Annotated in this window: 19 protein-coding genes; 10 read left to right on the top strand and 9 right to left on the bottom strand. The window is 65.3% G+C overall.

Annotated features, from left to right (window positions below; translation table 11 throughout):
* Positions 1-509 precede the first annotated feature (509 nt).
* Both ACQR13_RS09705 and ACQR13_RS09700 read left to right on the top strand, forming a co-directional pair.
* Positions 510-2,096, top strand: coding sequence for a B12-binding domain-containing radical SAM protein (locus ACQR13_RS09705; protein WP_315714897.1), 1,587 nt, complete (start codon positions 510-512; stop codon positions 2,094-2,096).
* A gap of 394 nt (positions 2,097-2,490) precedes the next feature.
* The gene (locus ACQR13_RS09700; RefSeq protein ID WP_316194561.1) at positions 2,491-4,848 is read left to right on the top strand and encodes an efflux RND transporter permease subunit; all 2,358 of its coding nucleotides are present in this window, start codon (positions 2,491-2,493) and stop codon (positions 4,846-4,848) included.
* A gap of 250 nt (positions 4,849-5,098) precedes the next feature.
* On the opposite strand, the gene ACQR13_RS09695 is transcribed toward ACQR13_RS09700, so the two are convergent.
* Positions 5,099-5,593 (bottom strand): hypothetical protein, encoded by a 495-nt coding sequence (locus tag ACQR13_RS09695; protein ID WP_315737293.1) that lies wholly within the window; start codon positions 5,591-5,593, stop codon positions 5,099-5,101.
* Between the two features lie 476 nt (positions 5,594-6,069).
* On the opposite strand from ACQR13_RS09695, the gene ACQR13_RS09690 reads away from it, so the two are divergent.
* From ACQR13_RS09690 to ACQR13_RS09670, 5 genes are all read left to right on the top strand, one after another.
* The gene (locus ACQR13_RS09690; RefSeq protein ID WP_315714894.1) at positions 6,070-6,306 is read left to right on the top strand and encodes a hypothetical protein; all 237 of its coding nucleotides are present in this window, start codon (positions 6,070-6,072) and stop codon (positions 6,304-6,306) included.
* A 223-nt stretch (positions 6,307-6,529) separates the two neighbouring features.
* Positions 6,530-7,408: a squalene synthase HpnC gene (hpnC, locus tag ACQR13_RS09685; protein ID WP_315749238.1), complete on the top strand. Its 879-nt coding sequence runs from the start codon at positions 6,530-6,532 to the stop codon at positions 7,406-7,408.
* A complete protein-coding gene (hpnD, locus tag ACQR13_RS09680; protein ID WP_316188177.1) occupies positions 7,405-8,244 on the top strand; it encodes a presqualene diphosphate synthase HpnD in 840 nt (279 codons plus the stop codon). Before hpnC ends, hpnD begins: the two co-directional genes overlap by 4 nt.
* The gene (gene hpnE, locus ACQR13_RS09675) at positions 8,244-9,494 is read left to right on the top strand and encodes a hydroxysqualene dehydroxylase HpnE (protein WP_316203758.1); all 1,251 of its coding nucleotides are present in this window, start codon (positions 8,244-8,246) and stop codon (positions 9,492-9,494) included. Before hpnD ends, hpnE begins: the two co-directional genes overlap by 1 nt.
* Before the next feature lie 343 nt (positions 9,495-9,837).
* Positions 9,838-10,602 carry a phosphorylase gene (locus ACQR13_RS09670; RefSeq protein WP_409977888.1) on the top strand — a complete coding sequence of 255 codons (765 nt, stop codon included), beginning with the start codon at positions 9,838-9,840 and terminating at the stop codon, positions 10,600-10,602.
* 108 nt (positions 10,603-10,710) lie between these two features.
* Here ACQR13_RS09670 and hpnH read toward each other — a convergent pair whose 3' ends face one another.
* Together hpnH and ispH are read right to left on the bottom strand one after the other, a co-directional pair.
* Positions 10,711-11,859 (bottom strand): adenosyl-hopene transferase HpnH, encoded by a 1,149-nt coding sequence (gene hpnH / locus ACQR13_RS09665; RefSeq protein WP_315714889.1) that lies wholly within the window; start codon positions 11,857-11,859, stop codon positions 10,711-10,713.
* A gap of 34 nt (positions 11,860-11,893) precedes the next feature.
* Complete coding sequence (ispH, locus tag ACQR13_RS09660) at positions 11,894-12,820, bottom strand: 4-hydroxy-3-methylbut-2-enyl diphosphate reductase (RefSeq protein WP_434862777.1); 927 nt, start codon at positions 12,818-12,820, stop codon at positions 11,894-11,896.
* A gap of 486 nt (positions 12,821-13,306) precedes the next feature.
* On the opposite strand from ispH, the gene ACQR13_RS09655 reads away from it, so the two are divergent.
* Positions 13,307-15,907, top strand: coding sequence for an MMPL family transporter (locus ACQR13_RS09655; protein WP_434862776.1), 2,601 nt, complete (start codon positions 13,307-13,309; stop codon positions 15,905-15,907).
* A 62-nt stretch (positions 15,908-15,969) separates the two neighbouring features.
* On the opposite strand, the gene ACQR13_RS09650 is transcribed toward ACQR13_RS09655, so the two are convergent.
* A complete protein-coding gene (locus ACQR13_RS09650) occupies positions 15,970-16,596 on the bottom strand; it encodes a DUF2147 domain-containing protein (RefSeq protein WP_409977889.1) in 627 nt (208 codons plus the stop codon).
* Between the two features lie 101 nt (positions 16,597-16,697).
* Between ACQR13_RS09650 and hpnO the strand changes: the two genes are divergently transcribed.
* Positions 16,698-18,089: an aminobacteriohopanetriol synthase HpnO gene (gene hpnO, locus ACQR13_RS09645; RefSeq protein ID WP_315714885.1), complete on the top strand. Its 1,392-nt coding sequence runs from the start codon at positions 16,698-16,700 to the stop codon at positions 18,087-18,089.
* Between the two features lie 110 nt (positions 18,090-18,199).
* Here hpnO and ACQR13_RS09640 read toward each other — a convergent pair whose 3' ends face one another.
* The 4 genes from ACQR13_RS09640 to ACQR13_RS09625 form a co-directional block, all read right to left on the bottom strand.
* Positions 18,200-18,991 carry an anti-sigma factor family protein gene (locus ACQR13_RS09640; protein ID WP_434862775.1) on the bottom strand — a complete coding sequence of 264 codons (792 nt, stop codon included), beginning with the start codon at positions 18,989-18,991 and terminating at the stop codon, positions 18,200-18,202.
* Between the two features lie 3 nt (positions 18,992-18,994).
* The gene (locus ACQR13_RS09635; protein WP_315749251.1) at positions 18,995-19,543 is read right to left on the bottom strand and encodes a sigma-70 family RNA polymerase sigma factor; all 549 of its coding nucleotides are present in this window, start codon (positions 19,541-19,543) and stop codon (positions 18,995-18,997) included.
* A 97-nt stretch (positions 19,544-19,640) separates the two neighbouring features.
* The gene (locus tag ACQR13_RS09630) at positions 19,641-19,958 is read right to left on the bottom strand and encodes a cupredoxin domain-containing protein (RefSeq protein ID WP_315714883.1); all 318 of its coding nucleotides are present in this window, start codon (positions 19,956-19,958) and stop codon (positions 19,641-19,643) included.
* A 14-nt stretch (positions 19,959-19,972) separates the two neighbouring features.
* Complete coding sequence (locus ACQR13_RS09625; RefSeq protein ID WP_316185213.1) at positions 19,973-20,917, bottom strand: metallophosphoesterase family protein; 945 nt, start codon at positions 20,915-20,917, stop codon at positions 19,973-19,975.
* A 223-nt stretch (positions 20,918-21,140) separates the two neighbouring features.
* Between ACQR13_RS09625 and ACQR13_RS09620 the strand changes: the two genes are divergently transcribed.
* The gene (locus tag ACQR13_RS09620; RefSeq protein WP_316191766.1) at positions 21,141-22,313 is read left to right on the top strand and encodes an acyltransferase family protein; all 1,173 of its coding nucleotides are present in this window, start codon (positions 21,141-21,143) and stop codon (positions 22,311-22,313) included.
* A 156-nt stretch (positions 22,314-22,469) separates the two neighbouring features.
* On the opposite strand, the gene ACQR13_RS09615 is transcribed toward ACQR13_RS09620, so the two are convergent.
* Positions 22,470-24,089, bottom strand: a complete 1,620-nt coding sequence (locus ACQR13_RS09615) for a GMC family oxidoreductase (protein WP_316170550.1) — start codon at positions 24,087-24,089, stop codon at positions 22,470-22,472.
* Positions 24,090-24,110: the final 21 nt, after the last annotated feature.

Genomic DNA, 24,110 nt, shown 5'->3' with positions numbered 1-24,110 from the left:
GAGAAAGCGTTAAGTGGACATCGTCAGTATTATGCAACCACAGCGTACTTTGCTTGGCGTTTCAATCGATTAGTTGGTGCTCCGCAGCAGGGGCGGGCGCCGGGGCATCCGGTCGACTACGGAGGGCATGCGCCATTTCGAGGCCCCGCGTTCCCCTGCAAATGCATTGCAAACCAGTGGCCGCGCGCACGCGCGCTCCGCAATTGGTTCGCCGGTCGGAGACAGGCGGGAGCAGTCGTCGCGCTCGACCGATCAATTATCCATCCGATTGGAACTTTGGATCGCCCTTCGCATTCCGCCATCCGTATTGCGATGCATCGGATCAGGTCGCCTCGTCAGGACGCGTCGGATCATGCCAGGCAGCGTGAGCATCTGGCAAGCGGCGGGGACGTCGCGCCTTGCGACAGGAGCGGAAGGCGCGATCGCACTCAACTTTTCCGGAAGGGGTAGCGAAGCCTTATCTTCGGCCGTAAGGTAACCGGTTAGCGGGTTGTCGCGAGGGGCAGTCGATGAGATTCGAGGGCATCGAAACGGTACGTCGCATTCTCTGTGTGTTTCCGCGCTACACCTCGTCGTTCGGAACCTTCGAGCATGCCTATCCGCTCACCGACGGCATCCAGGCCTTCATGCCGCCGCAGGGGCTGCTGCTGATCGCGGCCTATCTTCCAGGTTCCTGGCAGGTGCGCTTCATCGATGAGAACATCCGCCCGGCGCAGGACGAGGATTTCTCATGGGCCGAAGCGGTGTTCGTCAGCGGCATGCACATCCAGCGTCAGCAGATGAACGACATCTGCCAGCGGGCGCACGCGTTCGACCTGCCGGTCGCGCTCGGCGGCCCCTCGGTCAGCGCCTGTCCGGACTACTACCCGAGCTTCGACTATCTGCATGTCGGCGAGCTCGGTGATGCGACCGACGAGCTGATCGCGCGGCTGGCGCGGGATCCGTCACGGCCTGCGCAGCAGGTCGTGCTGCGGACCAACGAGCGGGTGGCGATGACCGATTTCCCGGTGCCGGCCTACGAGCTCGCCGAGGTGAAGAAGTACTTTCTCGGCAGTATCCAGTATTCCAGCGGCTGCCCCTATCAGTGCGAGTTCTGCGACATCCCCGGCCTCTATGGGCGCAACCCGCGCATCAAGTCGCCGCAGCAGATCATCGCCGAGCTGGACAAGCTCAGGGAATGCGGCGTCACCGGCTCGGTCTATTTCGTCGACGACAACTTCATCGGCAACCGCAAAGCCGCGACGGAGCTGCTGCCGCATCTGATCGAATGGCAGAAGCGCACCGGCTATGTGATGCGGCTCGCCTGCGAGGCCACGCTCAACATCGCCAAGCGGCCCGAGATCCTGGAGAAGATGCGTGAGGCCTATTTCATCACCATCTTCTGCGGCATCGAGACGCCCGATCCGGATGCGCTGACGGCGATGCAGAAAGATCACAACATGATGGTGCCGATCCTGGAGGGGATCAGGACCATCAACAGCTACGGCATGGAGGTCGTCTCCGGTATCATCATGGGGCTGGACACCGACACGCCGCAGACCGCGGACGCGCTGCTGCAGTTCGTCGAGGAGAGCCGGATCCCGCTGCTTACGATCAATCTGCTGCAGGCGCTGCCGAAGACGCCCCTGTGGGATCGCCTCGAGCGCGAGGGCAGGCTGGTCCACGATGACGGTCGCGACTCCAACGTGAAATTCCTGATGCCCTATGACGAGGTGGTCACGGCGTGGCGGCGCTGCATGGAGGTGGCCTATGAGCCGGAGCGGCTGTTCGCGCGCTACAAGCACCAATGCGACACCACCTATGCCAACCGCATCGAGGTACCGGTCAGCGACGAGATGAAGAGTTGGCCGAACATCAGGCGCGGCCTGGTCATGATGGGCAAGATCTTCTGGAAGGTGGGCGTGCTCGGCGACTACAAGCGGCCGTTCTGGCGCTTTGCCTGGAGCCAGCTCAAGCGAGGCGAGATCGAGAATTTCATCGCCGTGGCGTTGATCGCGCATCACCTCATCATGTTTGCGCGCGCCGCCTCGCGCGGGCATCAGAACGCGTCGAACTACTCGATCCGGCTGCGCGAGGCCGCCCTTCCCGCAGGGTGATGGTCCTCTGTGGAACTGGGGGCGGCGGGTGGTGCTCGCCAGCACCGGCTCGCGGCCTGCCCAGAGCAAGGGACGGCTCGGTCGGATACCGGTCCTTGAGTCGTTCAGGTTTCGAGGCCCCGCGTCCGTCGGGGCCATCCACGCTCTTTTCAAGCACGGCAGAATCGTGGCGTGATCGGAAGCCGTGGCGGCTCGCCGTATTGTGTGGCCGCGCATGGTTGCGGCCGGGGAGTGAACCCTGCTAGATCGCCTCGACGAATTTTCACGTGTTTTCAAGGATTAGCTTGGGCTGCGGGCCACAATGCGGTCATCTCTGCTTCGCTGAGCGGCCTTATTTCTGCCCTATGCGCTCAGGCCCTCAGAATTGGGCCGCACCCCAACCACTGGACACCACATGCTGGAAGTCAGGCACGACAACGAAGTCCATGTCGAGAAGGTCGAGCACCGGCCGGCCGACAGCATCGCTTTTGGCATCGAACGACTCGGCCTCCTCGCGGTCAAGGCGCCGATCTTCTCCTGCGTCGTCCTGCTCGTCCTCATCGTGGCGGCGGTGTTCGGCATCAAGCGCATCCAGATCGACGATTCGCTCAGCCAGCTGTTTCGCTCCGACAGCAGGGAATTCCACCAGTACGAGGAGGTGACGAAGAAGTTCCCGGCCGAGGAATTCGACGTCCTCGTCGTGGTCGAGGGCCAGACCTTGCTGGCCCGCCAGAACCTCGAGAAGCTTCGCGACTTCGTGACCGACCTGCAACTGGTCGAGGGTACCCGTGGCCTGGTGTCGCTGTTCTCGGCCCGTCAGGCGCCGGCGCCCGGCAAGCTGCCGGCGGCGCTGTTTCCGTCGGATCTGCCGGAGGGCGAGGCCTACGACAAGTTCATCGAAACGGTGAAGTCGAACGAGATCATCCGCGGCAAGCTGTTGTCGGAGGACGGCACGCTCGCCCTGATCGTGCTGTCGCTCGAGCCCAAGGTGGTCGCCTCGAACGATCTCGGGAAGGTGGTGGGCGACATCCGGAAGCTGATGGCGGAGGACCTCGCCGACACCGGCCTGAATTTCCAGCTTTCCGGCGTGCCGGTCATGCAGCTCGAGATCCGCAACGCGGTGGAACGCGACGGGCTGACCTACAACATTCTCGGCATTCTCGCCGGCTGCATCATCGCCATCATCTTCTTCCGCAAGGTCTCCTTCATGATCGCAGCGGCGTTTCCGCCGCTGATCGCGATCATGCTCGCGCTCGGCGCGCTCGGCTGGGCCAATTTCAATCTCAACATGTTCCTGAACGTGATGACGCCGCTCATCATGGTCATCAGCTTCTCCGATTCGATGCAGCTTACCTTCGCCGCCCGCGACCGCCTGATCGCGGGGCAGGACAAGGTGACGGCGTTCAAGAACGCCGTGCTGGTCGTCGGCCCGGCTTGCGTGCTGACCCACGCCACCGCCGGCATTTCCTTCATCGCTCTGCAGTTTTCCGACAGCGACCTGATCCGCAAGTTCGGTGAGGCGGGGCTCGCAGCCACCATCATCGCGCTGGTCGCGGTGCTGTCGCTGGTGCCGGTGTTCGGCGTGCTGCTGGTGCGCAACGAGAAGACATTCGCGGTCAAATTCCAGGGCGCCGACGCCGGCGTCCAGGCGCTGCGCAATTTCTGCTACTGGATCGCGGTGCGCATGGTCGGCCGTCCCGGCCTGTTCAGCCTGATCGCGGTGCTGTTCGTCGGCTCGCTCGCGGTGGTGTATTCGACCCTGGAGCCGCGCTATCGCCTCGCCGACCAGGTGCCGGACAAGCAGCAGGCGGTTGCAGCAAGCAACCGGCTCGATGCCAAGCTGACCGGCGCCAACCCGGTCAACGTGCTCATCCAGTTTCCGAAGGGCGCCTCGCTCTATGCGCCGGAGACGTTGCAGACGATCGCCGACGTCCATGCCACCGTCGAAAAGACTGCTGGTGTCGGCAACGTCTGGTCGGTCGAGACGCTCCGGCGCTGGCTGGCCGAGAAGGCCGGCTCGTCGGATACGGCGACGTTGCAGGAATACGTCAATCTGATCCCCGAGCACCTCGTGCGCCGCTTCATCGACAAGGAGCAGGACGCCGTCGTGGTCGCCGGCCGTGTGCCGGATGTCGATTCCAGCCAGCTGCTGCCGGTGGTCGACAAGCTCGACCGCGAGCTCGATGCGGTGAGAAAGAAGCATCCCGGCTATGAAATCGCCGTTACCGGTCTCGCCGCCATCGCCGCGCGCAACTCCGCCGGCATGATCGAAAAGCTCAACCATGGGCTGACGATCGAGTTCGCGCTGGTGGCGATGTTCATCGGGCTGGCCTTCCGGTCCTGGGTCGTCATGCTCGCCTGCATCCTGCCCGGCATTTTCCCTGTCGTGATGTCGGGCACTGTGCTGTGGGCAATGGGGGAGGGGCTGCAATTTGCCAGCGTGGTGGCGCTCACGGTCTCCTTCGGCCTTGGCCTGTCGGCCACCATCCACTTCCTGAACCGGCTGCGGATGGAGAGCGCGCCCGGCGTCAGTGCCGCAGTCGCAGTGGAGCGCGCCACCGTGCTGGTCGGACCGGCGCTGATCCTCACCACCGTGGTGCTGGCCTGCGGCCTGGTCGTCACCGTGTTCTCGGATCTGCCGTCGCTGCGGCTGTTCGGTTGGCTCAGCGCGTTCTCGATGGTGGCGGCGCTGTTTGCCGACCTCTTCATCCTCCGCCCGACCGCGATGTTCCTCATCAACCTGTCGCAGAAGCTGAAGCGCAAGCCGCTTTAGCCCAGGCTGTTGCGTCAACCAGGGCCGTCATCACCCGCGAAAGCAGGTGATTCAGTACGCCGCGGCCTATCGGTTCAATCACGACAGCCTCCGGAAGACTGGGTCGCCCTCAAGCCGGGCGACGACAGCGGCGGGTCTCATTCGTATCCGAGGGCTGCGGAAGCACCGCAAAACAAAACGGCCCTGACATTGCCGGGGCCGTTTGCGCATTCGACTGCCCGTGAGCGCGCGACGCGCTCCGGTCCAAGGATCAGGTCTTCGACATCGTGATGTTGACGCCGCGGATCTCGCCCTTGGAGGAGATCTGCACGACCTGCTTGTTGCCGCTGGTCCTCAGGGTGATGCTGGCGGCGAAGCCGGCGGCCTGCACGAACACGTCGATCTGGCCGTTGCCGGCGGTGCCCTGCAGCTCGCCGTTCACGTTGCGGCTGGATTCGCTCCAGTTGCCGGAGATGCGATCGCCCTGGCTGGTGACGTCACTGGTCAGGAGGAACTTGTAGCTGTCGCTGGCGCATTGCAGACTCTGCTTCAGATTGGCGCCGGCCACCTTGTAGCTGGCCTTGCAGCGGATGCGCTCGGTGGTGCCGTCGGACAGCGCGACCGTACCGTTGCCCGACCACGAGCCGTCGAAGCCTGCGAACGGGCCCGACTGAGCCTGAACCGCGGTCGCCGCCACGAACAATGCCGCTCCGAGACCGGCGGCCTTGACGACGCGCCCAGAGAAAGGTGAGCCGAACAGTTTCATATCGAGTTTCCCATCCAAAATGACACCGCTGTGTCGGCGTACGCCGCCGCTTCGAACACTTGGTGTTCTCGCCGAAGGTTAGGTTCAAATGACGGCCGGTCGGGCGCTGCGACCGGATGCCATGATGCCCGCCGACACCGTGCGACGGGTCGGCGCCGAATGGTCGTCCTCGCAAGACGGCTGCACGCAAGCCGCCTCGACGGCGCTGCATCTAACGGTCCGCGCGGCAAGCTTGCAACAGCCAAATGCGAAAAACGTGTTCCGAGAATAACGCCCTAGTATCAACGCCTTGTTTGTGCCAAAGCTGTGATCTCCGAGCTTGATCCGCTCGGGATCATAGGGCGCAAATTTGGCCGCATTTGGCAGCGTACCTCCGGCGCTGGGGGGCTTGCGGTCCTTGCCAAACCAAACAGGTGTTTCCCGGGCAGCATCGGCGATCCGGGAGGTCTCCTCTGCTGTCAAAATGAAGGAACACGATGCGTAAGATTTTCCTGGCACTTTCCCTGCTGTCGTCGGTGTCCGTTTCCACCGGCGCGTTCGCGCAAGGCCGCGGCGGCACGCCCGAAGAGCAGGCGGCCTGCACGCGTGACGTTCAGAAGTTCTGTCGTGCCGTCATCGATCAGGGTGACTTCACGATCCTTGCGTGCCTGAAGGAGAACCGCCCCAAGATCAGCCCGGCCTGCGATCAGGTGCTGAAGACCCACAACCAGTAAGTGGTTGCCGTTCGGAACGGTTGTTTCCGAACTCGTTTGGTTAACGACCGCCGGCCCGCCCCTCAGGGCAGGGCGGCGGTTCGATCCTATGGGCTGCCCGACATCGATTGCATTGGTTTTGGCTGGATCTTCGCCTATATGGGGGCGAGCAATCCGTTCGCATGAGCGAAGCGGCGGGCATTGTTTTCGGTAGCGCCCTTTCAACCTGATAGCTGTTTCGTCCATGACCACCGCGAGCGATTTGCGATCCGGCAAGACACACCGGGACGAGAACTTTCCGGTGGCGTCGTGGATCATCCGTCCCGAGCACCGGGCGCTGATCCTCGCCTTCTACAATTTCGTGCGCACCGCCGACGACATCGCCGACCATCCGAGCCTGCCGGGTGAGGAGAAGCTGCGGCTGCTCGATCTGCTCGAAGCCGAGCTGACCGGGACGGGCGAGACCCAGGACGTCGCCGTCAGCCTGCGCCGGGCGCTCGCCGAGCGCGGCATGCCGCCTCGGCACGCGCTCGATCTGCTGGTTGCCTTCCGGATGGACGTGACCAAGCTGCGCTACGAGAACTGGGACGAGGTCATCCACTACTGCCGCTACTCGGCGATGCCGGTCGGCCGCTTCATGCTCGACGTGCACGGCGAGTCCACCGCGACCTGGCCGGCCTCGGACGCGATCTGTGCGGGCCTGCAGATCAACAACCACCTGCAGGACTGCGGCAAGGACTACAAGGCGCTCAACCGCGTGTATCTGCCGCGCGATGCGCTGGCGGAAGCCGGCGCGACCGTCGAGATGCTCGGCGAGGCCAAGTCGCCGCCGCCTCTGCTGGCCTGCCTGCAGAAGCTCGCGGTGCGCAACGCGGCGCTGCTCGATGAGGGCAGGGACCTCAACAGCGGCGTCAAGGATTTCCGCTTCGGACTGGAGATCGCCGTGATCCAGGCTTTCGCCGACCGCATCGTGGCGTTGCTGAAGGTGCGCGATCCGCTGAGCGAGCGCGTGCACCTGTCGCCCGTCGGCATGCTCGGCCTCACCTTCACGTCGGTCATGGGCGAGATCGGCCGCCGCGTGGCCGGGCGTCATCCCGTCACCAAATCGGCAGCCGGCGCATGACCCTCGAGGCAACCGCAGACAATATCGATCACGGCACGGCGGCCTCCGGCAGCTCGTTCTATGCCGCCATGCGCATCCTGCCGCGCGCCCAGCGCGACGCGATGTTTCAGGTCTACAGCTTCTGCCGCGAGGTCGACGACATCGCCGATTCCGACGGCCCGCGGCCCGAGCGGCTGGCGGCGCTGCAGAAATGGCGCGACGACATCGACGCGCTGTACCAGGGCAACCCGCCGCCGCGGCTGCGCGACTATGTCAGCTCGGTGAAGACCTTCGGGCTGAAGCGCGAGGACTTCCTCGCCATCATCGACGGCATGGAGATGGACGTGCCGCAGGAGATCCGCGCGCCGGATCTCGCGACGCTCGACCTTTATTGCGACCGCGTGGCGAGCGCGGTCGGCCGCCTCTCGGTGCGCATCTTCGGCATGCCCGAGGAGGACGGCATCCTGCTCGCGCACCATCTCGGCCGCGCGCTGCAGCTCACCAACATCCTGCGCGACATCGACGAGGATGCCGGCATCGGCCGGCTCTATCTGCCGCGCGAGGCGCTGCTGTTCGCCGGCATCACCGGCGACGATCCGGTCAAGGTCACGCAGGAGCGCGCGCTGCCCAAGGTCTGCAACTCGGTTGCGGTCAGGGCCAAGACGCATTTCGAGAAGGCCGACGAGATCATGCGGCGAAATCGCCGGCGCGCCGTGCGGGCGCCGCGGATCATGTCAAAATATTATCGTGCCGTGTTCGACCTCTTGCTCGAACGAGGCTTCGCGCCGCCGCGCGAGCCTGTCCGCGTGAGCAAGCTCACGAAGATCGGCATCATCCTTCGTTACGCAATCATCTGATGCACAAGACAGCTCACATCATCGGCGCCGGCGTGTCCGGCCTTTCCGCCGGCGTGCGGCTCGCCAATGCGGGCTACATCGTCCATGTCCACGAGGCGACGCAGCAGCTCGGCGGCCGCTGCCGGTCCTATTACGACGCCGCGACCGACCTGGTGATCGACAACGGCAACCATCTGCTGCTGTCGGCCAATCATCACGTGTTGGCCTATGCCCGCGCGATCGGCTCGGAGGCGGGGCTCGTGGGGCCGGCGAAGGCAGAGTTCGCCTTCGTCGACATCCGGAGCGGCCAGCGCTGGCTGCTCGATCTCGGCAACGGCCGGCTGCCGCTGTGGGTGTTCGACGAGGGCCGCCGCGTGCCGGATACCAAGCTAGGCGACTATCTCGCGCTGTCGCCGCTGATCTGGGCCGGTACGTCCAGGACGATCGGCAGCACGATCCCCTGCAAGGGTACGCTATATGACCGTCTGGTGCAGCCGCTGCTGCTTGCGGCGCTCAACTGCGATCCGCCGGAGGGGTCGGCGGGGCTGGCCGGCGCCATCGTCCGCGAGACCTTGCTCGCCGGCGGCCAGGCCTGCCGGCCGTTGATCGCGCGCGACGGCCTGTCGGGCGTGCTGATCGATCCGGCCGTGAAATTCCTGGAAGGCAAGGGCGGCAGCGTGCGGATCGGCCGCGAGCTGCGCGGCCTCGACGATGGGGGCGGTCGCGTCACCGGGCTCAGGTTCGGCGGCGATGAAACCGTCGCGCTCGGACCTTCCGATGTCGTGGTGCTCGCCGTGCCGCCGCGGCCGGCGATGGCCCTGCTGCCGGGGCTCACGGGGCCGACGAAATATCGTGCCATCGTCAATGCCCATTTCCGCATCACGCCGCCGCGCGATGCACCAGCTCTGCTCGGGGTTGTCGGCGGCCTGGTCGAGTGGCTGTTCGCCTTCCCGCAGCGGCTCTCGGTCACCATCAGCAATGGCGATCGCCTCGTCGACATGCCGCGCGAGGAGCTCGCCGCCGCGATCTGGGCCGACGTCTGCAAGGCCGCCGGCATCACGGCCGAGCTGCCGCCGTGGCAGATCGTGCGCGAGCGTCGCGCCACCTTCGAGGCGACGCCCGAGCAGAACGCGCTCCGACCGGGAGCGAAGACGGCGTTCGGCAATCTCGCTCTGGCGGGGGACTGGACCGATACCGGCCTGCCGGCAACCATCGAAGGCTCGGTGCGCTCCGGCGACCGCGCTGCGAATCTCCTGCTCGGGCACGGCTGACCGGCGCAGGAGCGGCCGAATCTGGCCGCGCCGTCATGCCGCTTGCCGTGAGTCTCACATTTTCGTGGCGTAGTTCTTGCTTAAAGTTCCACGCCCGGTGGCACCGGCGCAATCTGTTCCAGGACGGAACAGGGATCGGCGGGGCCAAATGGCAACACCGGGCAAAAAACGCATCAGGTGCGGGTGCAGTGCGGCGCAAACGGGGTTTCCTCGCGGATTTTTTCTGCGTAATCCTCGGTTTGTTAAGGCCTTTCCGCTCTGGCGCCGCCGTGGCTGAGGCTTTGGAACAAGAGACGGAGACGTCGGATCACGCGACGTCCGAGAAGGTGTCAGGGGTCGGATTGTGAAGTTGGGGATGGGGGACGACACGTCCGCGGATCGCCCGATTGATTCGCGGCCGGTCTTGGTCGTGACGGGCTTGGTGCAGGAGGCCCGGATTGCTGCCGGGCCCGGCATGATGGTGATCTGCAGCTCGAGCGACCCCAGGCAGTTGCGCTCGCTGCTCACCGTGTTCGATCCGACCTCGATCCGCGGCGTCGTCAGCTTCGGCGTGGCCGGCGGTCTCGATCCGAGCCTCAAGGCCGGCGACATCGTCGTCGCCACCGAAGTGACCGCCGGCGATGCCCGCTGGCTGTCGGGCCTGTCGCTGCGCGAGGAGCACATCGCCCGCGCCGCCCTGAAGAAGCGCCGCGTTGTGCGCGGCGTGCTCGCCGGGGCCGAAGAGGTGGTGGTGGCCCAGGCCCGCAAGGCGGCGCTGCGCATGAAGACCGGTGCGGCCGCGGTCGACATGGAGAGCCACATCGCCGCCGCCTATGCCGCCGAGTACGGGCTGCCGTTCGCGGCGCTGCGGGTGATCTCCGATCCCGCCCATCGCACCCTCCCGTCGCTTGCCAAGGACGCCATCAAGCCAAACGGCGACATCGACCTGCCGATGATCCTGCGCGGCGTCGCCCGCAATCCGGCCGTACTGCGCGGCCTGGTGTCGACGGGCATCGAGTTCAATCGCGCCCTGCGCTCGCTGCGCGGCGCGCGCGACCTGCTGCTGAGCGGCATGCTGGCGGCTGAGCATTTCCTCGAGACCGAGACGCTGGCCGCTGCCGAGGCGTGAGCCGTTTGCTCATCGCCGAGCGTAGCGTCCATCCCGATCCACAGATCAGTTCAATGAAAAAGGCCGCCGATCACTCGGCGGCCTTTTGATTGATCAGAGCCGTGAAGATCAGGCGGCCGTCGAGGCCTTCTGCTGCGCCTCGATCGCCTCGTCGTGACGGATCTCGGAGAGGCGCTTCTGCACCTCCGACGAGAACACGTACTGCGCCGGGCGCTGCTTGGAGAGATCGATCTCCGGCGCCATCGGACCCTCGGTCTTGATGCCACGCAGCGACACGAACATCGCCTTGATCGGGTTGGTCAGCGCCGCATTGGCGGCGGTCGCCTCGTAGCCGCAATGCGCCATGCAGTCGGCACACTTCTCGTACTTGCCGGTGCCGTAGGAGTCCCAGTCGGTGGTCTCCATCAGCTCCTTGAAGGTCTTGGTGTAGCCTTCGCCGAGCAGATAGCAGGGCTTCTGCCAGCCGAAGATGTTGCGCGCAGGCATGCCCCAGGGGGTGCACTCGAACTCCTGGTTGCCGGCCAGGAAGTCGAGGAACAGACCGGAATGCATGAAATTCCACTTCTTGCCCTTGCCGAGCTTGAAGACGTCGCGGAACAGCTGCTTGGTCTTGGTGCGGTTGAGGAAGTGCTCCTGGTCCGGCGCGCGCTCGTAGGCGTAGCCGGGCGACATGGTGACGCCGACGCCGAGCTCGGTGGTGAAGTCCAGGAACTTGGCGATCTCCTCGGCGGGGTGGCCGTCGAACACCGTGGCGTTGACGTTCACCGTGAACCCGCGCGCCTTGGCGGCCTTGATCGCGGAGACGGCGCGGTCGAACACGCCCTTCTGCGACACCGCCTTGTCGTGATGCTCGCGCAGGCCGTCGAGGTGCACCGAGAAGAACAAATACGGCGACGGCTCGAACAGGTCGAGCTTCTTCTCCAGCAGCAGCGCGTTGGTGCAGAGCGAGACGAACTTCTTGCGGGCGACCAGGCCGCGCACGATCTCGCCGATCTCCTTGTGGATCAGCGGCTCGCCGCCGGGGATGGCGACCATCGGCGCGCCGCACTCGTCGGCCGCGTCCCAGCACTCCTGCGCGCTCATGCGGCGGTTGAGGATCGCGTCGGGATAGTCGATCTTGCCGCAGCCGGCGCACGCCAGGTTGCAGCGGAACAGCGGCTCCAGCATCAGCACGAGCGGATAGCGTTTCCGGCCGAGAAGCTTCTGCTTCATCAGATAGGCCCCGATACGCAGTTCCTTATGGAAGGGGATTGCCATTACGTCTCTTCTTTCTGGACCAAACGAGGACCGATCAGCCCGCGACCAATTCGGCCGGCAGGCGGAATTCGATGTTTTCTTCCCGCCCCGGGACCACCGCGACCTCGACCGGTCCGATGCGCCGCAGGGCTTCGATGACGTCGTCGACGAGAACTTCGGGAGCCGAGGCGCCGGCGGTGATGCCGACGGCTTTGGCATCCTTCAGCCAAACCGGATCGAGCTCGCTGCCATCAGCGATCAGATAGCTTGCGACCCCGGCCTCGGTGCCGATCTCGCGCAGTCTGTTCGAGTTGGAGCTGTTGGCGGCGCCCACCACCAGGATGACGTCCACCAGCTTGCTTAAGTCCCTTACCGCAGATTGCCGGTTCTGTGTCGCATAGCAGATATCCCGGATATCGGGACCTTGAAGGTCTGTAAAGCGGGCTTGGAGGGCTAAAATGATGTCTCTTGTGTCGTCCACGCTGAGCGTAGTCTGGGTAATATAGGCCAGCGGGGTATCGACCGGCAGGGGCAGGGTGGCCACATCGGCCACGTTCTGCACCAGGTGGACCGGGCCGGGAACCTGGCCCATGGTTCCCTCGACTTCCGGGTGGCCGGCATGGCCGATAAGTACCAGGGTACGGCCTTTGGACATGTAGCGCTTGCCCTGGTTGTGGACCTTCGTCACCAGCGGGCAGGTGGCATTGAGCACCGGCAGCCTGCGGGCGGCCGCTTCCTCCTCCACCGTCCGGGCGACGCCGTGGGCGCTGAACACGGTGACGGCGCGCGGGGGGACCTCGGAGAGGTCCTCGACGAAGATGGCGCCCTTGGCCTTCAGGCTCTCGACCACGTGCTTGTTGTGGACGATCTCATGACGCACATAGACCGGCGGGCCATACTTCTCCAGCGCGCGCTCCACGATCTCGATCGCACGCACGACTCCAGCACAAAAACCGCGCGGCTGCGCGAGATACACCTGCATTGGACGTCCAGCCACGTTGCCTCACTTTCGACCTGGCACCTCCGTGCGTGCGACAGGGTTGCAATAATCGCACCAGCGAATGCCCAATGGCCCGCCACACGGATGGAAACGCAGGACTTTGTGTCAAAAATCGAGCGAAGAAGAAAGCCGGTCTGCAAGTGGCTCGCATGTGACACGTCGCACACAGCTCGCGACAGGTCGCCGGTAATTTAGTAATTATAAATTAGATCAATTAATTGAGTTGGTTATGCTCTCACTCGTTCGTCACTTTACCGCCGAGAACAGCCGCTATATCAGCCGCCCCGACGGTTCCGTGCATCGTTCGACCTGATCCGCCGTCGACGGACCATCCTCGTCTTCAAGGTTGGGCCAGGCCGGGTCGGGGCGCCGCTCAGGATGTGTGCGTCCGGGGCTCGCCCTGATCGGGGAACTCCGCCATGAAGCGGACGTTTCCGCCCAGCTCTCTAAACATTAGAAAGTCACGAAGTGCTGACCACGTTTGTCGTCTCGATCGTCAAGGCCTGCACCCGGTTTGCCTGGCCGACATTGATTGCGGCCCTGCTGCTCTCCGTAGGTGCGGGCTTCTATACGGCGCGTCATTTCTCGATCAATACCGACATCAACAAGCTGATTTCGCCTGATCTCGACTGGCGCAAGCGCGACCAGCAATATGAGCAGGCCTTCGATCGCGATCGGATGATCCTGGCGGTGGTCGAAGCGGCGACGCCCGAGATGACAGGTGTGGCGGCCGATGCGCTCGCCAAGAAGCTCAAGGGCGACACCGCGAACTTCTCATCGGTCGAGTTGCTCGGCGGCGGCGAGTTCTTCGCCAGGAACGGCCTGCTGTTCCTGCCGACCGAGGAGGTCAAGCAGCTCACGGACCAGTTCGCGGCGGCAGCGCCGCTCGTCGAGATCATGGCCGGGGACCCCTCGATCCGCGGCCTGACCGGTGCGCTGGAGACCGGCCTTGCCGGCGTCAAGCGCGGCCAGGTCAAGCTCGACAATGCCGCACGGCCGTTCGACTACATCTCCCAGACGGTGGAGACCGTGCTCGACAAGGGTGATGCGACCTTTTCCTGGCGCCAGCTGATCTCCGACAAGCCGCTCGAAGACAGCGACAAGCGCGCCTTCATCCAGTTCAAGCCGATCCTCGACTACCAGGCCCTGGAGCCCGGCAAGGCCGCCACCGATGCGATCCGGCAGGCCGCGGCCGAGCTCGATTTCCCCAACCGCTTTCACGCGCGCGTGCGGCTGACCGGTCCGGTGCCGATCGCCAACGAGGAATACGCCACCGTGCAGGAGGGCGCCGTCGTCAACGGCATCGGCACCGTGGTCGTCGTGCTGATCATCCTGTGGCTGGCGCTGCATTCGGCCAAGATCATCTCGGCCGTGTTCATCAACCTGTTCATCGGCCTCGCCCTCACCACGGCCGTCGGCCTGATGATGGTCGGCTCGCTCAATCTGCTGTCGGTTGCGTTCGCCGTGCTGTTCATCGGCCTGGGCGTCGATTTCGGCATCCAGTTCAGCGTGCGCTACCGCTCCGAGCGATTCAAGAACGACAATCTGCCGGAGGCGCTGGCGGAAGCCGCGCGCCGCTCCGCGGTGCCGCTGTCGCTCGCGGCGATGGCGACGGCTGCCGGCTTCCTGTGCTTCCTGCCGACCGACTACAAGGGCATCTCCGAGCTCGGCGCCATCGCCGGCGCCGGCATGATCATCGCGTTCCTGTCGTCGATCACGGTGCTGCCGGCGCTGCTGAGGATTCTCAATCCGCCCGGCGAGAAGGAGCCGGTCGGCTATGCCTTCCTGGCGCCGGTCGATCATTTCCTCGAGAAGCACCGCGTGCCGATCATCGTCGGCACGCTCGGCCTGGTCGTCGCCGGCCTGCCGCTGCTCTACTACATGAAGTTCGACTTCAACCCGATGAACCTGCGCAATCCGCGCGCCGAGTCGATCGCGACCTATCTCGACCTGCGAAAGGATCCGAACACGGGCGCCAACGCGATCGACGTGCTGACGCGCTCCGAGACCGAGGCCAAGGCGATCGAGGCCAAGCTCGGGAAACTCCCCGAAGTGGCGCGCGTGATGTCGCTCGACAGCTTCGTTCCCGAGGACCAGCCGGCCAAGCTGAAGCTGATCGCGCAGGGCGCGAAGGTGTTGGGGCCTGCGCTCAATCCGGATCAGGTCGATGCGGCGCCGAGCGACAAGGAGAATGTCGACGCCCTGAACTCGACCGTCGACAATCTCCGGCGCACCGCGGGCGAGAGCAATGGGCCGGGCGCGGTCGCGGCGCGGCGGCTCGCAGATGCGCTTGCCAGGCTCGCGGGCGCGAGCGAGGCGGTTCGCAACAAGGCACAGGCGGTGTTCGTCGAGCCGTGGAAGATCACGCTGACGCAGCTCAGCGCCACCCTGCAGGCGCAGCCGGTCAGCCTCGCGAACCTGCCGCCGGAACTGGTGTCGCAGTGGAAGAGCAAGGACGGACTGATTCGGGTCGAGGCGCAGCCCAAGGGCGATCCGAACGACAACGACAATCTCAGGCGATTCGCCAACGCCGTCCTGACGGCCGAGCCCAACGCGATCGGCGGGCCGGTCTCGATCCTGAAGTCCGGTGACACGATCGTGAAGGCATTCATCCACGCCGGCATCTACTCGCTGGTCGTGATCAGCCTGCTGCTGTGGGTGACCTTGAAGCGCTTCACCGACGTGCTGATGACGATCGTGCCGCTGCTGGTCGCAGGCGCCGTGACGTTGGAGATCTGCGTGCTGATCAAGCTGCCGCTGAACTTCGCCAACATCGTCGCTCTGCCGCTCCTGCTTGGCATTGGCGTCGCGTTCAAGATCTACTACGTGGTGGCGTGGCGCGGCGGCCGCACCAATTTGCTCCAGACCAGCCTGACCCGGGCGATCTTCTTCAGCGCACTGACGACGGCGACCGCATTCGGCAGCCTGTGGCTGTCGAGCCATCCCGGCACGTCCAGCATGGGCAAGCTGCTGGCGCTGTCGCTGGTCACCACGCTCGCCGCCGTGCTGCTGTTCCAGCCGGCCCTGATGGGCAAGCCTCGCGAGGTCAAGGAGCAAGAGGGCTCTTGATCACCGAATAGAAAAAGCGGCCGATCTCTCGGCCGCTTTTTTGTTCGGGTGACGGACGCCAACTAGCGGGCGCGCGCAATATCGGGCAGCAGGCAGATATCGCCGACCTGGTCCGCGGGCTTGTGTCCCGGCTTGGCCGATGCGGTTGCGCCACTGCCGACGCCGGTCGTGGTCTTGGCCGCCGGGGCAGGGGCCGGCGCGATTGGTTTCTGTGTACCTTTGGCCATGCTGTTTACGGGGCTCGACGGGATCGGCGGAGCAACCCGCGTCCAGGTCTCGCCGCCGCACAGGAAGCCGAGCACGCAGCCCTTGATCTCCAGGTGATCGGGGTCGACCGGCGTGATGGTGGAGCTGTAGAGCTGCCCATCCTTGGCGTTGTAGACTTGGCCTTCCCACGCGTCTGCGCCGGGCTTCTTCTTCATGTCGATCAGGATCGGCATGCCGAGCGTCGGCCGGCTCTGGCGGGCCGGATCGGGGTTGTTGCTGTCGCGTCCGCCCGGGGTCTTCTCCCAGGCCACGACGCCCCACATGCTGCCATTACATTGTGCGACTCGGATGTTAGCGACGCCGTCGGCGACCCGCCAGTCGCCGGTGGGGTCGGCCGCGAGCGCGGAAGAAATTCCTGCTGCGAACACGACTGCGGAGTATGCTAGTGTCGTCGACATGAGATATCTAAGGCGATGCAACATTGGCAGAAACCCGTGCTTGCTTTGATGGTGCGAATGAGGGCAAAACGCCGCATTGCGCGTTTTCAGTTGACGTCACGTCCATCAACCGAAGTATGTAGCCGATGCTAAAACCCAATCTAGACGTTTCCGAGATGTTTGTGGAGCGCCAAGCGCAGCGCAGCACGATGCACTCTCGGCATCTGAACGAGCAGCTTGTCCGCGTTCTAAAGACGATTGGATATGATGTTGGGTTCCAGAAGGGACAAGGGCAATATCTCTACGATCGTGATGGCGCCCGTTATCTTGACCTGCTCAGCGGTTTTGGCGTCTTTGCAATCGGCCGCAATCATCCGACGCTGCGCGCCGCGCTGAAAAGCGTCCTCGACACCGATCTGCCGAATCTCGTTCAGCTCGACGTCTCGACCTTGGCGGGCGTTCTTGCCGAGCGGCTGCTGGAATATGTCCCGTATCTGGACAAGGTGTTCTTCGCCAATTCCGGCGCCGAGACGGTGGAAGCCGCGATCAAATTCGCGCGTGGCGCGACCGGCCGGCCCGGCATCGTCTATTGCGGGCACTCCTATCACGGTCTCACCTACGGCGCGCTGTCGCTGACCGATGATTCGAACTTCCGCAACGGCTTCGAGCCGCTGCTGCCGGGCTGCACGGCGATCCCCTTCAACGATCTCGCCGCGCTCGAGCAGGCGCTGTCGTCGCGCGAGATCGCAGCGTTCATCGTCGAGCCGATCCAGGGCAAGGGCGTCAACATGCCCTCCGACGAGTTCCTGCCCGGCGCCGCGGCGCTCTGCAAGAAATACGGCACCATCTTCATCGCCGACGAGATCCAGACCGGCATGGGCCGCACCGGCCGGTTCCTTGCGGTGGAACATTGGAACGTCGAACCCGACATGGTGCTGCTGTCGAAGGCGCTGTCCGGCGGCCATGTCCCGGTCGGCGCGCTGCTGACGCGCAAGCAGATCTTCGACAAGATCTTCAACCGCATGGACCGCGCCGTGGTGCACGGCTCGACCTTCGCCAAGAACGACCTCGCGATGGCCGCCGGCATTGCCACGCTCGAGGTGATGAAGGCCGAGAAGCTGGTGGAGGCCGCAGCCAAGCGCGGCGCCGAGCTGCGGCTGGCGCTGACGCGGATGGTGCCGGGCTACGAGCTGCTCAAGGAAGTGCGCGGCAAGGGACTGATGATCGGCGTCGAGTTCGGTCCGCCGAAATCGCTGCGCCTCAAGGCGTCGTGGACCATGCTGGAGAGCGCCAACAAGGGCCTGTTCTGCCAGCTCATCACGGTGCCGCTGTTCAAGGATCACAAGATCCTGACCCAGGTCGCCGGCCACGGCTTGCATACGATCAAGCTGCTGCCGCCGCTGACCATCACCGAAGAGGACTGCGCCTGGATCGAGCGCGCCTTCGACGACGTCATCGCGCAGAGCCACAAGGTCCCCGGCGCGATCTGGTCGCTCGGCAAAACCCTGGTCGACAACGCGATCCGCAAGTCCGCGTGATGTTCGCATCGGGTGGGCAAAGGCGCGTGGCGCCGTGCCCACCGTTTCAGTTCGTCTCCGGACAGACCGTGGGCACGCTTCGCTCGCAATGACTGAAGCGCAAGAGCGCGTCACCCCTCCTTGTTCGCACCCATCGCGCGCTCGAACCGCTCGCCGAACTCGTTGAGTTCGTCGGCGCCGATATCGCTGACCGCCCAATAGCTCAGGCCGCGGTCGCGCCAAGAGCGGATGTTGAAGCCCTGGATCGTGTCCATCCGTGCGGCGCGGCGCTCGGTGGACGAGGTCTGCGCCACGAACAGGTTGATGATGTGCTGGCGGCGGCGATAGACCACCGCGCCGATCGCGCGTGCGTCGACGTAATCGAGCCGCCCGCCGATGAGGGTGAAGCCCTGCGCGGTCAGATCGATCACCGGCGGCGCGACGTCGAGCTTGCCGTTGAACCAGGGCTTGACGGTGTGCTGGTCGGTCGAGATGACGTCGGTGAGGTGGCCGGCCTGTAGCGAGCGCAGATGCGCCGAGACGATCTCGGCCTCGATCCGCTGCTGGTCGTCATTGCGCAGCACGATGGCGACGAGGCCGGTGGCGGCCAGCGCCGACACCGCCGAGCCCAGGGCGAAGCCTCGCAGCAGCGTGCGGCGGCTCGGCGGCACGGCAGCGAGCGGGATGATGGAGGCCGCATCGGCCGGCGGCAGGGCGGCTTCGATGCGCTGGCGCAAGGCAGGGGACGCCCTGTAGCCGAGGTCGGTGCCGGCGAGCATCTGCTTCATCTGCCTGACCGCGGCAAGCTCCGCGGCGCAGCGCGGGCAGGTCGCAACATGGGCTTCGACCTCACGAGCGTGGCCGGCATCGAGCTCGCCATCGGCCAGCGCGTGGATCAGGATCTCGGCTTCATCGCAGTTCATGGCTTAAGGCTCCTCCTGCGCGAGCCAGGCGGCGCGCAGCATCGCGCGGGCGCGGGCAAGACGCGACATCACGGTGCCGACCGGCACGCCGGCGGCCTCCGCGATCTCGCGATAGGACAGATTGTTGACCTCGCGCATGACGAACGTCTCGCGAAACGGCTCGGCCAGCGTGTCGATCAGCCGGCGGATCGCCGAGGCATCACGTTCCCGCAACACGGCGCCTTCCGGCGTCTCGGCGCTCTCCTGCCACAGCGGGGGCTGCTCGGCCGCTTCCGGCGCGTCATCGAGCGCCTTGACCGGCGCGCCGGCCCGGCGCGCGAATTCGGCGTGGCAGACATTGCGCAGGATCGCGAACAGCCACGGTTTCATCGCCGGGCCGCGATAGGTGTCGAAATGCTTCAGCGCGCGCAGGTAGCATTCCTGCACCGCGTCCTCGGCGTCGGCGGCGTTGCGCAGCAGATAGCGCGCCAGCGTGTAGGCATCGTCGAGATAGGGCAGCGCCGCCTCGCGGAAGCGTCGCGCCTTCTCGGGATCGTCACTGGCTGTCGTCACCGGCGAGGTCTCCGGCCCGGTTCGCGGTCGCACGGCGCGGCCGGCGGTACGCCGCCGACCGGCCCATCCGACGATGCTCATGCCCTGGTTCGCGATGCTACTCAACCTTGACCAGCCCCGTCATGTGCGGATGCAGCGAACAGAAATATTTGTAGTCGCCGGCGGCTGCGAACGTGAAGGAGAAGCTGTCGTCGGTGTCGAGCGTTTTCGATCGGTATTTCCCGGCCGACACCACCGTGTGCGGAATGTCGTCGTGGTTGGTCCAGGTGACGGTGTCGCCGACCTTCACCGTCACTTCGGTCGGGGTGAAGGTGAAATTGTCGATCGTGACCTTGATGGTCTCGGCGCGCAGCGGCGTGGCGCAAACAAGCAGTACGGCGGCCAAGCCGGCACCGCGAAGAACAGGCTGGATCATCGCGTTTTCGTCCCTCAGCCCGCAAGCGGCGTGTCGATGATCGCGAGCCGCTCGTCACCGACCTTGAAGTCGATACTGGCGATGCCGAGCAGGCTGCGCAGCCTGGCGTCCTCGACCTTCATCGGGCCGGGCGAGGGCGCCGTGCCCGGCGCCGGCTGCGGAAAGGCGGTCGAGCGCGCGGTATGGAAGGTGACGTTGCCTTCGACCTTCTGCATCACCTGATGGATATGGCCGTTCAGCACCGTCACCGAGCCGAAGCCCTTCAGGCTGTCGAGCGCGCGCCCGCCATCCTCGGTCCCCCAGCCCCATTGCGGATACACCGTCCACAGCGGGATGTGCGCGAACACAACGATCGGCGTCGATTTCGAGCGGCCCTTGAGATCCTGCTCGAGCCAGGCAAGCTGCTCGGCGCCGAGATTGCCGAGCCCGCCGGCCTTGAGATCGACCACGTTGACGAGCCCGACGAAGTGCACGCCATTGGCATCGAACGAATACCAGCCGGAACCGCGCGTGCCCTTGCCGTAGCGCTCCTTGTAGAGCTTGACGTCCTCGTCGAGGAAGTCGTGCTCGCCCGGCACGTAGTGCACGTCGAGCCTGGACTGCGAGATGATGCGGTCGGCATCGTCGAACTCGGCTGCCTTCGACAGATGCGAGATGTCGCCGGTATGGATCATGAAGGCGGGCTTCACCGGCATCGCCTTGATGCGGTTGACGGCCTCCTCGAGCGTGCCGGTCGCGTTGGGATTGGCCGGCTTGTCGAAGCCGACATGGCTGTCGCTGATCTGCAGGAAGGTCAGGCCGGGCGCGGGCTGCTCGGCCGCCCGCGCCGCGTCGACCAGGCCGAGCGAACGTGGCACGCCGCCCGACAGCGTCCAGAGCACGCCCGTGCCCGCCCATGTCATGCACTCCAGCACCTTGCGGCGGCTGACGCCGTTCTCGTCATGATCACCAAGGCTCATCGTCATCTCCCGTTGCCCGTCATCGGGCTTGCGGGTGAGAAGAGCGGTCGCGGCCCGGTTTTATTCCCGGCTTCTCGCGATCGAAACGCGATGACGTGTTCGTGATCATGGCGGCAATGGCCGACGGCTCACCCGGTCACGCAGGATGTCGGCGCAGGGCCGGGCGAATGATATGAGCGGCGCGCGCCGCCGAGGGGCGGCTGATGGACCGGATGCGACGTCGATGCATGAGCGCGTGACCCCAACCCTGCAACGAACCGAGACGTCGCGCGATCGGATCGTGCCGCTCGACCGCGCCAGGACCTTCATCACGCTCTCGGTCGTGCTCTATCACTCCGCCATCAACTACACCGATTTCGGCCAGGGCGGCGACCGCATGCACTGGCTCGGATTCGATCTCGTCGCGCTGTTCAACGACAGCTACTTCATGTCGTGCATGTTCTTCATCTCCGGCCTGTTCGTGCCGGCAAGCCTGGCGGGCAGGGGCGCGTCGGACTATGTCGGGCGCCGTGCGCTGCGGCTCGGTGTGCCCTATATCATGTCGATCTTCGTGATCATGCCGATCGCCTACTACCGCTACTACGTGGCGAAGGATCAGTTCAGCGCGGTGTGGTGGCGGATGATCAGCGAGGGGCCGTGGCCGTCCGGCTCGGCCTGGTTTCTCGGCGTGCTGCTGGGGTTTGATATGCTGGCTGCGTTCGTCTGGGTCCTGGCACCGCAGGCGATCGGCGCACTCGGGCGCTGGGCCGGGACGTTGCTGCACTATCCGCTCACTGGCTTCCTGATCTTCCTCGTGACCGCCAACCTGGTCTATCTGCCGCCGCATCTCGGCTTCGGTGACGGATTCTGGTTCATGCCCGGACATTTTCCGCTGCCGCTGCAGGCGAGCCGGGTGCTGCTCTATCCGGCCTTCTTCGCCGGCGGCGTCGCGATCGGCGCAGCCGGGCTGCGGACGGGGCCGTTCGCAGCCGACGGCGCGCTGGTGCGGCGCTGGTGGATCTGGTTCGGTCTTTCCTACGGCTGCTATGGCGCGATCCTGTTGCTGGCCTACGCGCATCACAACTGGATCGCCGATTTCGATTCCCCGCCACGGTGGTGGCGCGCGGCCTATGGCGCGGCGGTGGCGAGCTTCTGCGCCGCGATGGCGTTCGGCGTACCGACCTTCTTCCTGCGCTGGGCGAAGGCGCCGCTGGCGCTGATGGATCGCCTGCAGCCGTCGGCCTACGGCATCTACCTGCTGCACTTCCTGCCGCTGCTGTGGCTGCAATATCTGGTCTACGACCCGGCGTGGCCGGCGGGAGTGAAGTTCGCGATCGTGCTGATCGGCACGCTGTCGGTGAGCTGGCTCGCCGCAGCACTGTTGCGCCGGGTTCCGCTGGTGGCGCGGATCATTTGAAGCTGAACCTCTCTGACGTCAAAAGCCACCGTTCATTGATGGTGTCATTGCGAGCGAAGCCGACGAAGCAATCCAGAGTCGGGACGGGGCTCTGGATCGCTTCGCTTCGCCGCTTCGTTCGCAATGACGGCAGCGGTGGTTGTTGGACGTGAGCGCCTAGCGCCCATCCTCCAAGATCATCGACGCCGCCTTCTCTGCGATCATCGCCGTCGGCGTGTTGGTGTTGCCTGACGTGATGGTCGGCATGATCGAGGCATCGGCGACGCGCAGCCGTTCGATGCCGCGAAAGCGCAGCCGCTCGTCGACCACGGCCATCGGATCATCAGCGGAGCCCATCTTCGCCGTGCCGACCGGATGAAAGATCGTCGTGCCGATGTCACCGGCGGCCTTGGCCAGCGCCGCGTCGTCATCGCCGACGGATGGGCCGGGCAGATATTCCTCCGGCCTGTAGGCGGCGAGCGCATTCTGCTTCATCAGCCGGCGGGTGACGCGGATGGCGTCGGCCGCCACCTGGCGGTCGTCCTCGGTTGCCAGGTAGTTCGGCGCGATCGATGGCGCCTCGTCTATCCCCGCCGACCTGATCCGGACCGTGCCGCGCGAGGTCGGACGCAGGTTGCAGGCGCTGACCGTGATCGCGGGAAAGCGATGCAGGGGATCGCCGAACTTGTCGAGCGACAGCGGCTGCACGTGGAACTGGATGTTGGCGCGGTCGCGCGTCGCATCCGAGCGCGTGAAGATGCCGAGCTGCGACGGCGCCATGGTCAGCGGCCCGCGGCGCCGGAACGCGTAGTCGAGCCCCATCAGGCCGCGCCGCGCCAGCGAGTAGTACGTCTCGTTCAGCGTCTTCACGCCCGTGACCTTGTAGATCGCGCGCTGCTGCAGATGGTCCTGCAGGTTGCGTCCCACGCCCGGTCTGTCGAGGACGACATCGATGCCGAGCTCGCCGAGCCAATCCGCAGGGCCGATGCCCGAGCGCTGCAGCACCTGCACCGAGCCGATCGAGCCGGCGCTGAGGATGACCTCGCCCCTGCTGCGCGCCTCGATGGTCTCGCCGTTCTGCCGGTAGCGCACGCCGACGGCGCGGCCGTTCTCGACGATCAGGCGGTCGACGAGGACGTTGGTTTCGAGCCGCAGGTTCGGCCGGTTCAGCGCCGGCTTGAGGAAGCCCCGCGCGGAAGACCAGCGCCGGCCGCGCTTCTGGTTGACGTGGAAATAGCTGATGCCTTCATTGTCGCCGGTATTGAAGTCGGGGATGCGGCGGAGGCCCATCTGCTCGGCGGCGTCGCCGACCGCGTCCAGCACCGCCCAGGACAGCCGGGGCGCCTCGATGCGCCAGCCGCCGCCGGTGCCGTGATGCTCGCTTTCGCCGAGGAAATGATCCTCCAGCCGTTTGAACACCGGCAGCACGTCGGAATAGGACCAGCCGGAGAGGCCGAGCTGGCGCCAATGGTCGTAGTCGGCGGCCTGGCCGCGCATCGAGATCATGGCATTGATCGCCGAGCAGCCGCCGATCACCTTGCCGCGGGGGTAGGCCAGCGAGCGGCCGTTCAGCCCCGGCTCGGCCTCGGTGCGAAACATCCAGTCCGAGCGCGGATTGCCGATCGCGAAGAGGTAGCCGACCGGAATATGGAACCAGATCCAATTGTCATTGCCGCCGGCCTCGAGAATCAGGACGCGGCGCTTCGGATCGGCCGACAGCCGGTTGGCGAGGATGCAGCCGGCGGTGCCGGCGCCCACCACGATATAATCGTAATCCCCCTCGAGCTGTCTCGGCATCGGCATTCCCTTCCCATCGTT

The sequence above is a fragment of the Bradyrhizobium sp. HKCCYLRH3059 genome (genome assembly GCF_051168035.1).
Lineage (GTDB): Bacteria > Pseudomonadota > Alphaproteobacteria > Rhizobiales > Xanthobacteraceae > Bradyrhizobium.
This window is presented reverse-complemented; position numbering and strand designations above follow the sequence as displayed.

Coding starts and splice junctions, on each gene's coding strand:
- ACQR13_RS09695 (WP_315737293.1), bottom strand. CDS start 5,593: ATGAAACTGTTCGGCTCACCTTTCTCTGGGCGCGTCGTCAAGGCCGCC.
- ACQR13_RS09630 (WP_315714883.1), bottom strand. CDS start 19,958: ATGATCCAGCCTGTTCTTCGCGGTGCCGGCTTGGCCGCCGTACTGCTT.
- hpnC (WP_315749238.1), top strand. CDS start 6,530: ATGACCACCGCGAGCGATTTGCGATCCGGCAAGACACACCGGGACGAG.
- hpnE (WP_316203758.1), top strand. CDS start 8,244: ATGCACAAGACAGCTCACATCATCGGCGCCGGCGTGTCCGGCCTTTCC.
- hpnO (WP_315714885.1), top strand. CDS start 16,698: ATGCTAAAACCCAATCTAGACGTTTCCGAGATGTTTGTGGAGCGCCAA.
- hpnD (WP_316188177.1), top strand. CDS start 7,405: ATGACCCTCGAGGCAACCGCAGACAATATCGATCACGGCACGGCGGCC.
- ACQR13_RS09640 (WP_434862775.1), bottom strand. CDS start 18,991: ATGAACTGCGATGAAGCCGAGATCCTGATCCACGCGCTGGCCGATGGC.
- ispH (WP_434862777.1), bottom strand. CDS start 12,820: ATGCAGGTGTATCTCGCGCAGCCGCGCGGTTTTTGTGCTGGAGTCGTG.
- hpnH (WP_315714889.1), bottom strand. CDS start 11,859: ATGGCAATCCCCTTCCATAAGGAACTGCGTATCGGGGCCTATCTGATG.
- ACQR13_RS09705 (WP_315714897.1), top strand. CDS start 510: ATGAGATTCGAGGGCATCGAAACGGTACGTCGCATTCTCTGTGTGTTT.
- ACQR13_RS09650 (WP_409977889.1), bottom strand. CDS start 16,596: ATGTTGCATCGCCTTAGATATCTCATGTCGACGACACTAGCATACTCC.
- ACQR13_RS09690 (WP_315714894.1), top strand. CDS start 6,070: ATGCGTAAGATTTTCCTGGCACTTTCCCTGCTGTCGTCGGTGTCCGTT.
- ACQR13_RS09615 (WP_316170550.1), bottom strand. CDS start 24,089: ATGCCGAGACAGCTCGAGGGGGATTACGATTATATCGTGGTGGGCGCC.
- ACQR13_RS09700 (WP_316194561.1), top strand. CDS start 2,491: ATGCTGGAAGTCAGGCACGACAACGAAGTCCATGTCGAGAAGGTCGAG.
- ACQR13_RS09625 (WP_316185213.1), bottom strand. CDS start 20,917: ATGAGCCTTGGTGATCATGACGAGAACGGCGTCAGCCGCCGCAAGGTG.
- ACQR13_RS09620 (WP_316191766.1), top strand. CDS start 21,141: ATGCATGAGCGCGTGACCCCAACCCTGCAACGAACCGAGACGTCGCGC.